The sequence below is a fragment of the Vreelandella indica genome, assembly GCF_037070225.1.
Taxonomy (GTDB): domain Bacteria; phylum Pseudomonadota; class Gammaproteobacteria; order Pseudomonadales; family Halomonadaceae; genus Vreelandella; species Vreelandella arctica.
Genome location: NZ_JBANSO010000006.1, coordinates 34,364 through 47,678 on the forward strand (window position 1 = coordinate 34,364; position 13,315 = coordinate 47,678).

The following is a 13,315-nucleotide window of genomic DNA, read 5'->3' on the forward strand; positions in this document are numbered from 1 at the left end:
TGAAGGAAAAGCGAATGAGCGGCGGTTACAATAGCCGTTTCTTTGCCGGGGAGAGGCGTTGTGAAGGCACTCATTCAGCGCGTAAAGCGCGCCAGCGTAGAAGTGGAAGGGGAAATTGTCGGTAGTATCGATCACGGACTACTTGCGCTGATAGGCGTTGAGAAGCACGATGATGCGGCGGCGGTAGAGAAGCTGTTGCATAAAATGCTGCACTACCGGGTATTCAGCGACGCCGAAGGCAAAATGAATCACAACCTGCAGCAGGTGAGTGGAGGCTTGCTGCTTGTTTCTCAGTTCACGCTGGCGGCGGATACCCGCAAAGGGCTACGGCCCAGCTTCTCCAGCGCCGCTCCCCCCGCCCAGGGTGAAGCGCTGTTTGATTTGCTGGTTGCCCAGGCGCGCACTGCCTGGCCACATGTCGCTACCGGTGAGTTTGGCGCCGATATGCAGGTGGCGCTAATCAACGATGGCCCGGTAACGTTTTTACTCGAAAGCTAGCTAGCCGTCTCTTCGCTGGCGAGCAGCTCGGCTTCCATTGCTTCCAGCGCCTCTTCGGCGCTAAGCCATTGCTGTTCTGCTTCATTCAGTCGTGCTTTGATTTCAGCTTGTTGACTAAGCGTCTTGGTCAGCTCGGGTTTGCGGGCGCTGTCGGTGTAGAGCTCGGGGTCTGCCAGCACTTGTTCTACCTGATCAAGTTCCTGCTGGGTCTTTTCCATCGCTTTTTCCGCTTGATCGCGCTGTTTTTTCAGTGGGCGTAGCTTCTCACGCAGCTCGGCTGCTGCTTTACGCGATGCCTTGCGCGCTTCACGGCTGTCGCCACTGGGTTGCTGGTTCTGGCGCTCGGCTTTTTCGCCGCGGGAATCCCGACGGCTCTCTTCCAGGCGCGCTTTGAGCCAAACGCGGTAATCTTCTAAATCGCCATCGAAAGGTTCAACGCGGTGATCCGCTACCCGCCAAAACTCATCGACCGTGGCGCGTAGCAAGTGACGGTCGTGAGACACCAGAATCACCGTGCCTTCAAAGCTTGCCAGCGCCTGGGTCAGCGCTTCGCGCATTTCTAGATCCAGGTGGTTGGTCGGCTCATCAAGCAGCAGTAGGTTAGGTTTTTGCCAAGCAACGAGCGCCAGCGCCAAGCGGGCTTTCTCACCACCTGAGTAGTTGGCGACTTTGCCGAAGGCGTCGTCGCCCTTAAACCCAAAACCGCCCAGGAAGTTACGGATATCCTGATCGCTGGCGGTGGGCGAGAGGCGTTGGACATGCACAAAAGGCGTCGATGAAACGTCCAGGCTCTCAAGCTGATGCTGAGCAAAATAGCCAATCGCCAAATGCTCGCCAGGCACGCGCTTGCCGTTAAGTAGCTCAAGTTCGCCGGTGAGCGACTTAATTAGCGTCGATTTACCCGCCCCGTTGGGGCCTAACAGGCCAATGCGGCTGCCGGGCAGCAGGGTAACGTTGACCTTGTCCAACTGGATATTGTCGTCGCTTCCGTCGCCCTTTTTACCGCGATAACCTAGCTGCGCCTGATCAAGCACCAGTAGCGGGCGCGATGTTTTATCGGCAGCAGGCAAGGTGAAGTGGAAGGGAGAATCCACATGGGCCACAGCGATATCTTCCATCCGCTCCAGCATCTTGACCCGGCTTTGCGCCTGCTTTGCCTTGGTCGCCTGGGCTTTAAAGCGGGCGATAAAGCGCTCGATCTCCTCACGGCGGGCCTGCTGCTTAGCGGCTTCGGCTTGCTGCAAGGCGAGCTTTTCGGCGCGGGTGCGCTCAAACTGGGAGTAATTGCCGCGGTAAAGCTCCAGCGTTTGGTGATGCATGTGCACGATGTGATCACATACGGCATCCAAAAAGTCGCGGTCGTGGGAAATCAGCAGCAGCGTGCCAGGGTAGCGGGTCAGCCACTGCTCCAGCCACAGCAGGGCGTCCAGATCCAGGTGGTTGGTGGGCTCATCCAGCAGCAGAAGGTCAGAAGGCATAAACAGCGTACGGGCGAGGTTGACCCGCATCCGCCAGCCGCCGGAAAACGCCGAGAGTGGGCGGGTGAGATCGGTCTGAAGGAAGCCTAGCCCCACCAGTAGCTGTGCTGCGCGCGATTCCGCGCGGTAGCCATCCAGGGTTTCAATCAAGCCGTGCAGTTCGGCTTCACGATGGGCTTCTCCGGCCTCCCGAGCGGCCAGCAAGTCGGCTTCTGCCTGGCGTAGCGCTACATCGCCATCAAGTACATACTCAATAATGGGGCGATCAAGGGCGTCAACTTCCTGGGCCATATGCGCGATGCGCTGGCCGCCGCTCATCTCGACATCGCCCTGGTCAGGAGCAATCTCGCCCAGCAGCAGTTTGAACAGGCTCGATTTGCCGGCGCCGTTTGCCCCGATAATACCGGCCTTCACCCCGTTATTAAGGGTAACGTCTGCATTGTCGAGTAGCGTTTGCGTGCCGCGTTGCAGGGCGACTTGGCGCAGTGCGATCATGCTTTCTCCCGAAAAAAGTGGGTCATACGATGCAAAATTCTATTGCGCTTGATTCTACCCGATTGCAGCGCCTACAGCAGGCACCGTTATGGGAATTTGCGCTGTCGCTTTACGCCAAGCCGGGTGTTGAGACTGCTTGCCTGACGCTGCAAGAGGAGGGTGAGCTGGATGTTTGTGAGCTACTATTTCATTGCTGGCTCTACTCGTGCGATTTAGAAGCGATCCCCCGCGCGGTCGCTCGCCAGCGCGAGCAGCGTCGCCAATGGCAGAGCAGTGTCACGGCAGTTTTGCGTGGTTTACGTCGCGATTTAAAAGCCTCGGCAGCGTCTAGTGACTCTGTGGCAGCGCTGCGCGAAACCATTAAGCAGGCGGAACTAATGGCCGAGCGTGAGAACCTTCAACGTTGGCAAGAATGGGTTTTAGAAGTGCATGCTGATGAGCAGCGTGTAATGAATATCGTCGAAATTCCGCAAGATTCGGCTAAATGGCTGCGAAATCAGCTGCTTTTTAGTAAAGCTAACACCCACTCGGAGAGTAGCTTAAATACCACGTCGGCACTGTGTGAGGCGCTACAAATGCTTACTTGCCAGCTTGACCCTCATCAAGGAGCGCGCTAGCCTGAATTTAAGCTGATTTTGAAATACCTAGCGTTATTCGCTCGCTAGCACACCTTTAAGAACAGTACTTCAGTGTTTGTTAGTGAACACCAATTAGCGAATAACAGTGTCGTAAATGACAGTGTCGTGTTTAGAAAAGCAAAACTGACCTAGGTTTTTGCGCACTTGAATAGCGCGCTTATCACTGCAAGGGGAACACCGTATGAAGGCAAGCAAACCCGTATTTAATCGTTCTGTAACCACCAAATTAGTGACAACAGCAAGCGTGGGTGCACTGTTGATGGGCATGACAGCTGTCGCGCAAGCGGATAACTGGCGTTATGCTCATGAAGAGTACGAAGGCGACGTACAGGATGTCTTTGCCTATGCTTTTAAAGAGCATATCGAAGAGAACTCCGATCACACGGTTCAGGTTTACCGCTTTGGTGAGCTGGGTGAGTCTGACGATATTATGGAGCAGACTCAGAACGGTATTCTGCAGTTTGTGAACCAGTCGCCCGGCTTTACCGGTGCGCTGATTCCTGAAGCGCAAATTTTCTTCATTCCTTACCTGCTGCCGACCGACGAAGAGACCGTACTAACGTTCTTCGAAGAAAGCGAAGCAATCAACGAGATGTTTCCAGAGCTTTATGCCGAGCAAGGCCTTGAGCTACTGAAGATGTATCCAGAAGGTGAAATGGTCATAACGACCGACGAGCCGATCAGCTCGCCGGAAGATATGGATAATAAAAAAATCCGTACCATGACCAACCCGCTGCTATCAGAAACTTACGATGCCTTTGGTGCGACGCCTACGCCGCTACCGTGGGGTGAAGTCTATGGTGGCCTACAGACCGGCATCATCGATGGTCAAGAGAACCCGATTTTCTGGATCGAGTCCGGTGGTTTGTATGAGGTGTCTCCGCACCTGACCTTCACTGGCCATGGCTGGTTCACCACCGCGATGATGGCTAACCAGGACTTCTATGAAGGCCTGTCTGAAGAAGACCAAACACTGGTTGATGAAGCTTCACAAGCAGCTTATGACCACACCATCGAGCATATCCAAGGCTTGGCTGAAGAGTCGTTAGCGAAGATTCAGGAAGCGTCTGATGAAGTGACCGTAACGCGCCTGGATGAAGAGCAGATTCAAGCCTTCCGTGACCGTGCTCCACAGGTTGAAGAAGCCTTCTTGGAAATGACCGGCGACAAAGGCGAAGAATTGCTTGAGCAGTTCAAAGCCGATTTGGAAGCCGTAAGCAACGAGTAATCATCCTTAAGCCGCATTTGCATGTTGGATGATTTACCCGAGGGGCAGCAAAGGCTGCCCCTTTTTTATGCTGCCGCGGTAAGCTATGGGTTTTCGGTTTGGAATTTAGCATCATTACGCTGGGTTACGTATATCTAGCGTTGAATCACTAGCGGCGGCATACCGTTACGCTAGTAGCGATTCTTTGCTGAATAACGCGGGCAGGTTTGCAATAGGTAGGTCTGGAATAACGCTGTGTTAATTGTGCTAACGGCACTGAACTGATGCCGTTAAAGCCGTTAGAAAGGAGTCCGGCCATGACCGATGAAGAGATGGAAAAGAGTTATCGCTCCGGTTTGCCGGGGATTTTAGGTGTGATCGACACTGCAATTAGCAAAATGGAAGCCGTGATCCTGGCGATGGGCGTTTTGCTAATGGCGCTGAATACGGTCACCAACGTGGTTGCCCGTTTCGTGTTTGGCAACAGCATTATGTTTTCTGGTGAATTAAACCGAATTTTGATCATCATGATCACCTTTGCCGGGATTGGCTATGCCGCCCGACATGGCCGTCATATTCGTATGTCGGCTATTTATGATGCATTGCCGGTGGGTGGCCGCAAAGTGCTGATGATTGGTATTGCACTATTCACATCGATGGTAATGTTTTTCCTTCTTTATTATTCAATTATTTATATTGTTGACCTGTATAGCAAAGGGCGCGTGCTTCCCTCCCTGGGTTTACCGGTATGGATCATTTACCTATGGGTACCGCTGGGCTTTTTGGTCACCGGGATTCAATATTTATTGACCGCTGTTAAAAACGTTACCTCCCACGATGTGTATCTCTCGACGGGCGTGGTGGATGGTTATAAAGACACGGAAACTGAAGTCTAACGCGGGACACTGCACCCTAGGGGAACAGCTATGACGACAATAATGGTTACTACCATGATTGCCCTGCTGCTGCTGGGCTTTCCAATGATGATTCCGCTGATTACCGCTGCGATAATTGGCTTCTTCATGATGTTTAACGGCTTCGGCCAGATGGATACACTGATCCAGCAGATGATGGCGGGTATACGCCCAGCCTCACTCATTGCTGTGCCAATGTTTATTCTTGCTGCCGATATTATGACTCGCGGGCAGTCCGCTAATCGCTTAATTGATATGGTGATGTCGTTTATCGGCCATATTAAAGGTGGCTTAGCGGTGAGTACGGCGGCCTCTTGCACACTGTTTGGTGCCGTGTCCGGGTCAACGCAAGCGACCGTGGTGGCCGTTGGTTCACCATTGCGCCCGAAAATGCTTAAAGCGGGCTACTCAGACTCGTTTACGCTGGCGCTGATCATTAATGCCAGCGATATTGCTTTTCTGATTCCGCCTAGTATCGGCATGATTATCTACGGGGTTATCTCGGGTACTTCTATCGGTGAGCTATTTATCGCCGGGATTGGTCCAGGCTTGATGATCCTATGTATGTTCTCGGCTTACTGCATTATCTACGCCATTGTTAAGGATGTACCCACAGAACCAAAATCGAGCTGGAAAGAGCGCGCAAAAGCAGTACAACAAGCGTTATGGCCGCTCGGCTTTCCGGTGATTATTGTTGGTGGTATCTATGGCGGTATCTTTAGCCCGACCGAAGCCGCCGCCGCCTGTGTGCTGTATGCCATCTTGCTTGAGTTTGTAGTCTTCCGCTCGCTCAAAATGAACGACATTTACGCCATTGCCAAATCCACCGGTTTAATCACCGCTGTGGTGTTTATTTTGGTGGCAGTGGGTAATGGCTTCTCGTGGATTATCTCTTTTGCCCAGATCCCGCAAATGATTCTGGAGGCAGTGGGGATCAATGAAGCAGGCCCCACGGGCGTGTTGATTGCCATTTGTATCGCCTTTTTCGTCGCCTGTATGTTCGTTGACCCCATCGTCGTCATCCTGGTGCTAACGCCGATCTTTACACCGGCGATTGAAGCCACCGGACTCGACCCTGTGCTGGTGGGTATTTTGATTACGCTGCAGGTGGCGATAGGGTCGGCAACACCGCCCTTTGGGTGCGATATCTTTACTGCGATTGCGATTTTCAAACGCCCTTACTGGGATGTCATAAAAGGCACACCGCCGTTTATTTTCATGCTGATTTTAGCGGCCGCCTTATTGATCATGTTCCCGCAAATTGCGCTGTTCCTGCGCGATGTTGCCTTCCGCTAAACAGCCACAAGGAGTACGCGAATGTTTAATCGCATATTAGTCCCGGTGGATGGCTCAAAAGGCGCCTTAAGGGCGCTGGAGAAGGCGGTAGGCTTACAGATGCTAACGGGCGCCGAGCTTTATCTGCTGTGCGTGTTTAAACACCACAGCCTGCTGGAAGCCTCGCTTTCCATGGTGCGGCCCAATCAGTTGGATATTCCTGACGATGCGTTAAAAGAGTACGCCACCGAGATTGCCGTACATGCGAAGGCGCATGCTATTGAGCTGGGCGCTGATGACTCCCGCGTGCGTGCCTTTGTAAAAGGTGGGCGCCCCTCGCGTATTATCGTGCGTTTCGCCCGTAAGCGAGAGTGCGATCTGATCGTGATTGGCGCCCAGGGCACCAACGGCGAAAAGAATCCGCTGCTGGGCAGTGTGTCTCAGCGGGTTGCTGGCGCCGCTCACTGTCCTACGTTGGTCGTCTAAATTCGTTAAACCTCTTGCTTGCTTTATGGTCTTATTAACACCCACCGCCCCAAAGATGCAGCTTGGGGCGGTGGGTGTTAATCTTTAAGTGACACAGATAGGCGTTCGGCGCCGCTATATAAAAGATAAAAGGATCTTTCATGAAACTACTGCTCTCTACAACGGCTCTGACAGGTTTGCTTTTGGTCGCCCCTTTTGCAGCGGCAGCGCCCGAAACCGATGAACAGCGTTTGGCTTACAGCCTGGGTGTCACCTTGGGTGAAAGCATGCAGGCCGATATCGAAGACCTCGACTTAGATGCGTTTCATGACGGCATGAGTGACGTGTTTGAAGGTAATGACTTAGCGCTTAGTGAAGAAGAGATGACCGAAGCATTGATGGCCTTCCAAGAGCAATCAATGCAAGCACGTGAAGCCGAAGCTGAAGAGATAGCGCAAACTAATCTCGAAGAAGGCGAAGCTTTCCTGGCCGAAAACGCTGAACGTGAAGAAGTGACCGTGACGGATTCTGGCCTTCAGTATGAAGTGCTTGAGTCGGGCGATGGCGCAACACCTGGCCCTGAAGACACTGTTGAAGTGAACTACGAAGGCATGCTGTTAGACGGCACTGTATTCGATAGCTCCTTTGAGCGCGGTGAATCAGTCAGTTTCCAAACCAACCAAGTGATCGAAGGTTGGCAGGAAGCGCTGCAGATGATGAGCGTTGGCGATAGCTGGATGCTATATATTCCCGCTGATATTGCTTACGGCGAAAATGGTCAAGGGCCGATTGGACCCAATGAAGTGCTGACCTTCCGCGTTGAATTGTTAGGCGTCGAATAAGCAATGACTTCAGCCGCCCCTTCCATGCTTCGCCCACTTGCATACGCTCTGGTCTGCCTGAGCCTTGGTATCCCGTTGTTGGCACAGGCCGAGCCGGAGGTTGAGCCCGAGGCATTACCCGCCCTGGGTGCCGTTAGCGAGCAGGCAAGCGTGGTGGGGGTATCGTCAGGCGGCTATATGGCAACCCAGCTAGCGGTCGCTTGGCCAGAACGGTTTAGCGGCCTGGGCGTACTGGCAGCGGGGCCTTGGAGTTGTGCACAAGGCTCGCTGAGTTTGGCGCTTAACCAGTGCATGATGACGCGCCGCGGCGCGCCATCATTAGACGAGTTGGCGAGCCGCTATGATCGCTATATAGCGCTTGAACAGGTCGGAAGCACAGAGCGCCTTAGCCAGCTGCGGGCCTACTTTTGGCACGGCGAAGAAGATGACGTCGTTGAACCGCTGCTGGGCGATCTCCTTGCCGAGCAGTGGACGCAATGGCTTGCCTCGCCAAGTCAACTGCGCGTTGCGCGTAGCGAAAATGCCGGGCATGGCTGGCCGGTACGCTTACCTGATGATGTATCGCCCGGCCCCCAAGAGTGGGGCGATTGTCGCCAAGGGGGCGGTAGTTATGTATTAGCCTGCGATGAAGATATCGCTGGTGATATGTTGAACTGGCTTTATCCCGAACGTGAAGCCTCTGAGGCGAACGACAAACTGGGTGGCGAGTTAGCCGCGTTTGATCAGTCGGAATTTGCGGTAAAAGGACTAGCCGACACAGGCTATGTGTTTATACCGGAAGGCTGTGAAGCGGGTAACTGCCCGGTAACGTTGGCGCTGCACGGCTGCCAAATGAACGCAGAGGCGATTGGTGAAACGTTTGTGCGTTACACTGGGTTAAACGCCTGGGCGTCAGCGCATCAGCAAATTGTGCTTTATCCCCAGGCGGAAAGCAGTATGGCGAATCCGCAAGGCTGCTGGGACTGGTGGGGATTTGCCGAAAGCACTTGGCAGTTAAGCCCTCAGCACGATACCCGTAGTGGCACCCAGATTGGTGCGCTGATGGCGATGTTGGATCGCTTGCAAACTGCTCCCGAAAACGCCTCGCCAGAGTAAAGTCGACTAACTGCCCAGTTCGCTCTCTAATGCCGAGACTAACCCATGGGGAGTTGGCGAATAGAGCACTCGCTGCAATATCTCGCCTTCGCGATTGACTAAAAATAGCGAGGCGCTGTGATCGATGGTGTATGCCATTGCCGAATCCGGCGCTTCGACTTTTCGCCATATCACGCCATAGCGCGACGCAACATCTTCAAGCTGCTCCTGACTACCTACCGCACCAATGAACTCCTCGCCGAAAAAGCCCATGTACTCCTGCATGCGCTCTATGGTGTCGCGTTCGGGGTCAACGGTAATCATCACCGGCACCACCCGCTCGCGCTGTTCCTCAGAGAGTTGAGCCAAGGCTTGGCGTTTGACCGACTGGGTCATCGGGCATATGTCGGGGCAGAACGTGTAACCAAACGACAAAATGGCTAGCTGGTCGTCATCCAGCTGGGTCAGCGAAAAATCACCCTGGGTCGAAGGCATTTCCACAGGGCCACCTACAGGTTCGCCATCTTTGGGGGCGAAAGCGTAGTGATAGAGACCGATGCCACTAACCACAATTAATACAGCGGCGACACCAGCGCCCAGCCATAACGGTTTACGTGCCATGTGCGTTAACTCCGAATAACGTCAAAATCGAACCAACTACCCACTTTACCTTCTGCAGTGTCCAGTATGACACGCGCTCGCCAGGGCATAACGGTTTGGGTGCAAATCCCCACTTGGCCTTGTCCTTGAAAATGGCCGGGCGCACCTGCACTGAGGGCAAAACGGTGCAGCCCTAAGTCCATATCACGGCCAACAAAATCAACGTCAACCTGAGTGGCCGTAACGCCGTCAACCTCAACTTCCAGTGGTAATACCTCTAATGCATCAATCTGCCCACTCGCTTGAACATGGAGGGTGATGCGGCCTTTATCGCCCAACGTGGCGGAACAAGGCGCTGTATGCAAGTTGCAGCTTGCCGCAGGCGGAAACCAGGTCACATCGCTATCGCGGTGCAACCAATGCGCAAAGGCATACCAAGCACAGGCAGCCAGCGCTAAACCAGTGACCAGTATCAGTACCCTTAAAGCAGGAAAGCCTGCCGGGTGTGCAAGTTTTGATATCATCTTCATGGCAGAATAATCGCTACGCAAGCCGTGAGGCGGGTGTTTCGCCATGGTAACAGTAATCGAGCCGATATCGCTGTGCTGGGATGTCGCAGGCAAAAGGGACGCAAATGGAGAGTATCACTGGCGCTTTAGGCCCCCTGTTTTTATTGATTTTACTGGGCGCCATGCTCGGCTATTGGCGTTGGCCTAGCGATACTTTCTGGCCGCAGATGGAGCGGCTGATCTATTTTGTACTGTTCCCCGCCATGCTGGTGGGAACGTTGGCAACGGCCGATGTGAGCCAAGTGCCGGTAGGCCGCCTAGCACTGGTATTGCTGGGCGCAATGGCGTTGTTTGGCATACTGCTTTGGCGTTTACGAGGCTGGTTACGGCTTACACCCGCTGCGTTTACCTCGGTGTTTCAAGGAGCGGTACGCTTTAATACTTATGTGGGCGTTGCTGGTGCCGCTGCGCTACACGGCAGCTTAGGAGCGACCACTGCAGCCGTCGCGGTGGCACTAATGGTACCGGTGGTTAACGTGATGTGCGTGGCAAGCTTTGTGGCCGCTGGCACTCTGGGCGGCGCTAGCGTGGGTAAAAGCGCAATGGCGCTGATTAAAAATCCGCTAATCCTTGCTTGCCTTATTGGTATTGGCCTGAACCTTTCCGGTGTCGGTTTACCTGGTTGGAGCCAAGACACGGTCGAGCTATTGGGTCGTGCGGCGTTGCCGCTGGGGCTGGTAGCGGTGGGGGTAGCGCTGCGCCCGGCGGCGTTGCTGCGTATTGACCGCGGCGTGCTGGCTACCAATAGCGTTAAGCTGTTGCTGATGCCCGCGTTTGTCTTGATATTAACCTGGGTGCTGCAACTGGACCCGGTCAGTCGTGATGTGGCGCTCCTGTTTGCAGCGCTGCCCACCGCTACATCTGCCTATATTTTAGCCCGCCAACTGGGCGGCGATGCTGAACTGATGGCGGCCATTATCACCGGACAAACCCTACTGGCCATGGCGACGCTACCGTTCTGGCTACGATTGGTAAGCTGATGGCTACGCAGTCTCAAAGCTGTAAATAAAAAATATTCGTATTTGTATTGACGAAGTAAATGAGAACTATTACAGTGTGATTGTCAGCGTTTAATGAGACGCTGGCAGCCAAGACAGCTACTAGCCAACAATTGGCGCCAGTTTACTGTCATGGTTTCTCCCTCTCATTGCTAGTCACGGTCTTTTTTGCCGCTCCCATGGAGCGGCTTTCTTTTTTCTACACCCTGCTAATATCCTCATTACTGATGTTGTCTTTTCGGCGACCTCCAAAGGGCATTGCTGAGGTGCGTTTTGGCGTCTACGTTTTATACGTAATGCTTAAAAGCGCTTGTTAAACGCATGCTAATGGAGGAGTTGACCATGAACGATACCCAAGATCTTTTCCCTACTCGCTTGGAGCGAAAATTGGGAATGTTTGAACGCATCGATCCCGTGGTATATGGCGATGAATCCCAGCTTGCTGATGGGCCGCTGAATAGGTCGCAAATTGAGGAGTATGAGAAAAAGGGATTTCTCTCCTTTGAAGGTTTTTTTGACGCCGATGATATGCAGGTGTTTCTTAAAGAGCTGCGTGAGTACGAAGATGATGCCGATCTTAAGCTTTCAGAAGGCACGATTCTTGAACCAGGGCGTGAAGAGATACGCACCGTGTTCGGTATTCATGAAGTGTCCAAGCGTTTCCAACGCCTGACCCAGGACCCCAAGCTGTTGGCTATCGTCAAGCAATTGCTGGGCAGCGATGTCTATATCCATCAGTCACGAATCAATTATAAGCCTGGGTTCAAAGGCAAAGGGTTTGATTGGCACTCAGACTTTGAGACATGGCATAGCGAAGATGGCATGCCGCGCATGCGCGCGCTGAGCTGTTCCATCGTGCTCACCGATAACGGTGAGTTTAATGGGCCACTGATGTTGATTCCTGGTTCGCACCGCTACTTTGTTCCCTGTGTAGGGCGAACGCCGGAGAATAACTACAAAGAGTCACTCAAAAGCCAAGAGGTGGGAGTGCCGCCAGCCAGCAGTCTGCGCGAATTAATGTTGGAGAACGATATTGAAGCGCCCAAGGGGCCCGCCGGATCCCTGGTGATTTTCGAAAGCAATACCATGCACGGCTCCAACACGAATATGTCCTGTTGGCCGAGAAGTAATCTGTTCTTTGTTTATAACAGTGTTGAAAACACCCTTCACGACCCTTACTGCGGTAATCGGCCCCGGCCGGAGTTTCTGGCCAATCGTTCAGATTGGGAGCCGATTGAACCGCTTAAAGAGTAACGCCAATGCGCATCGCCGTATTCAGCGCTAAACCCTATGATCGCACTTTTATTACTCGCGCCAACAAGGGGGAGCGCCATGCGTTGAGCTTTTTAGAGGCGCGCCTAACGGTGGATACGGCCCCTTTGGCCAACAGCCTTGACGCAGTTGCGCCTTCGTGAATGACTGCCTTGATGCCAACGTATTAGAGCAACTGTATGGTGGCGGCACACGCTTAGTGGCGCTTCGCTCAGCGGGTTTTAATCATGTCGATCTAGCGGCTGCCGATCGATTGGGTATGACGGTTGTGCGGGTACCTGCCTATTCGCCTCATGCCGTTGCAGAGCACGCAGTCGCTTTGTTGCTGAGCCTAAATCGCATGACCTATCGCGCTTATAATCGAGTGCGTGAAGGTAACTTTGCGTTGGACGGCCTGCTGGGTTTTGATCTGTATGGCAAAACCGTAGGCGTGATTGGCACCGGGCAAATTGACTTGATCTTTGCCGACACCATGCATGGCTTTGGCTGTCAGGTAGTGGCTAGTGATCCTTTCCCCAATCCACAGGCAAAGCCGTTTTTAGAATATGTAACGCTAGCCACGCTATATGCCAGCGCCGACATTATTTGGCTGCACTGCCCGTTAACGCCTGAAACCAACCATTTGATTGATGCCGAAGCCATCAATCAAATGAAAGGCGGCGTGATGATCATCAACACCGGGCGAGGAAGAGTGGTCGATACCCAAGCGGTAATCGCTGGTTTAAAAAGCGGCAAAATCGGCCGCTTAGGGTTGGATGTCTACGAAGAGGAAGAGCAGCTGTTCTTCGAGGACCTCTCCGACGGTGTGATTAACGATGATCAGTTTATGCGGCTAACGACATTTCATAATGTGCTAATCACCGGCCATCAGGCGTTCTTCACGACCGAGGCACTGACCAATATCGCCGAGACCACGCTGGCAAATATCGATGCGTTTGAAAGTGGAGAGGGCACTCTGCACCGGCTGTGTGCCAAGTGACCCACCTCCAC

At 53.4% G+C, this 13,315-nt stretch carries 13 protein-coding genes and 1 pseudogene; 11 read left to right on the plus strand and 3 right to left on the minus strand.

The window, feature by feature from the left end:
* Positions 1 to 60: 60 nt before the first annotated feature.
* Positions 61 to 498: a D-aminoacyl-tRNA deacylase gene (dtd, locus tag V8L71_RS05475; protein WP_101146894.1), complete on the plus strand. Its 438-nt coding sequence runs from the start codon at positions 61 to 63 to the stop codon at positions 496 to 498.
* Here the strand turns inward: dtd and V8L71_RS05480 are convergent.
* Complete coding sequence (locus V8L71_RS05480) at positions 495 to 2,471, minus strand: ATP-binding cassette domain-containing protein (RefSeq protein ID WP_336273445.1); 1,977 nt, start codon at positions 2,469 to 2,471, stop codon at positions 495 to 497. The two genes, dtd and V8L71_RS05480, sit on opposite strands and share 4 nt — an antisense overlap.
* A gap of 29 nt (positions 2,472 to 2,500) precedes the next feature.
* Here V8L71_RS05480 and V8L71_RS05485 point away from each other — a divergent pair, with 29 nt between their 5' ends.
* From V8L71_RS05485 to V8L71_RS05515, 7 genes are all read left to right on the plus strand, one after another.
* Positions 2,501 to 3,088 carry a TIGR02444 family protein gene (locus tag V8L71_RS05485; RefSeq protein ID WP_101146892.1) on the plus strand — a complete coding sequence of 196 codons (588 nt, stop codon included), beginning with the start codon at positions 2,501 to 2,503 and terminating at the stop codon, positions 3,086 to 3,088.
* A 202-nt stretch (positions 3,089 to 3,290) separates the two neighbouring features.
* Positions 3,291 to 4,337: a TRAP transporter substrate-binding protein gene (locus V8L71_RS05490; RefSeq protein ID WP_008956524.1), complete on the plus strand. Its 1,047-nt coding sequence runs from the start codon at positions 3,291 to 3,293 to the stop codon at positions 4,335 to 4,337.
* A 296-nt stretch (positions 4,338 to 4,633) separates the two neighbouring features.
* The gene (locus tag V8L71_RS05495) at positions 4,634 to 5,212 is read left to right on the plus strand and encodes a TRAP transporter small permease (protein ID WP_336273447.1); all 579 of its coding nucleotides are present in this window, start codon (positions 4,634 to 4,636) and stop codon (positions 5,210 to 5,212) included.
* Positions 5,213 to 5,242: 30 nt separating this feature from the next.
* Complete coding sequence (locus V8L71_RS05500) at positions 5,243 to 6,526, plus strand: TRAP transporter large permease (RefSeq protein ID WP_101146890.1); 1,284 nt, start codon at positions 5,243 to 5,245, stop codon at positions 6,524 to 6,526.
* Between the two features lie 21 nt (positions 6,527 to 6,547).
* Positions 6,548 to 6,991, plus strand: coding sequence for a universal stress protein (locus tag V8L71_RS05505; protein ID WP_008956527.1), 444 nt, complete (start codon positions 6,548 to 6,550; stop codon positions 6,989 to 6,991).
* A 140-nt stretch (positions 6,992 to 7,131) separates the two neighbouring features.
* Complete coding sequence (gene bamJ, locus V8L71_RS05510) at positions 7,132 to 7,812, plus strand: BamJ family beta-barrel-assembly machinery protein (protein WP_176303036.1); 681 nt, start codon at positions 7,132 to 7,134, stop codon at positions 7,810 to 7,812.
* A gap of 3 nt (positions 7,813 to 7,815) precedes the next feature.
* Positions 7,816 to 8,907, plus strand: coding sequence for a PHB depolymerase family esterase (locus V8L71_RS05515; RefSeq protein WP_336273449.1), 1,092 nt, complete (start codon positions 7,816 to 7,818; stop codon positions 8,905 to 8,907).
* A gap of 6 nt (positions 8,908 to 8,913) precedes the next feature.
* On the opposite strand, the gene V8L71_RS05520 is transcribed toward V8L71_RS05515, so the two are convergent.
* Positions 8,914 to 9,507 carry an SCO family protein gene (locus tag V8L71_RS05520; RefSeq protein ID WP_008956530.1) on the minus strand — a complete coding sequence of 198 codons (594 nt, stop codon included), beginning with the start codon at positions 9,505 to 9,507 and terminating at the stop codon, positions 8,914 to 8,916.
* A 5-nt stretch (positions 9,508 to 9,512) separates the two neighbouring features.
* On the minus strand, positions 9,513 to 10,016 hold the full coding sequence (locus V8L71_RS05525; RefSeq protein ID WP_336273450.1) for a hypothetical protein: 504 nt from the start codon (positions 10,014 to 10,016) through the stop codon (positions 9,513 to 9,515).
* Positions 10,017 to 10,120: 104 nt separating this feature from the next.
* Between V8L71_RS05525 and V8L71_RS05530 the strand changes: the two genes are divergently transcribed.
* The 3 genes and pseudogenes from V8L71_RS05530 (at position 10,121) to V8L71_RS05545 (ending at position 13,304) form a co-directional block, all read left to right on the plus strand.
* Positions 10,121 to 11,035: an AEC family transporter gene (locus V8L71_RS05530; protein WP_336273451.1), complete on the plus strand. Its 915-nt coding sequence runs from the start codon at positions 10,121 to 10,123 to the stop codon at positions 11,033 to 11,035.
* A gap of 360 nt (positions 11,036 to 11,395) precedes the next feature.
* Positions 11,396 to 12,307: an ectoine hydroxylase gene (thpD, locus tag V8L71_RS05535; RefSeq protein WP_336273452.1), complete on the plus strand. Its 912-nt coding sequence runs from the start codon at positions 11,396 to 11,398 to the stop codon at positions 12,305 to 12,307.
* A 5-nt stretch (positions 12,308 to 12,312) separates the two neighbouring features.
* A pseudogene (locus V8L71_RS05545) lies at positions 12,313 to 13,304 on the plus strand (2-hydroxyacid dehydrogenase).
* The last annotated feature ends 11 nt before the right edge of the window (positions 13,305 to 13,315 follow it).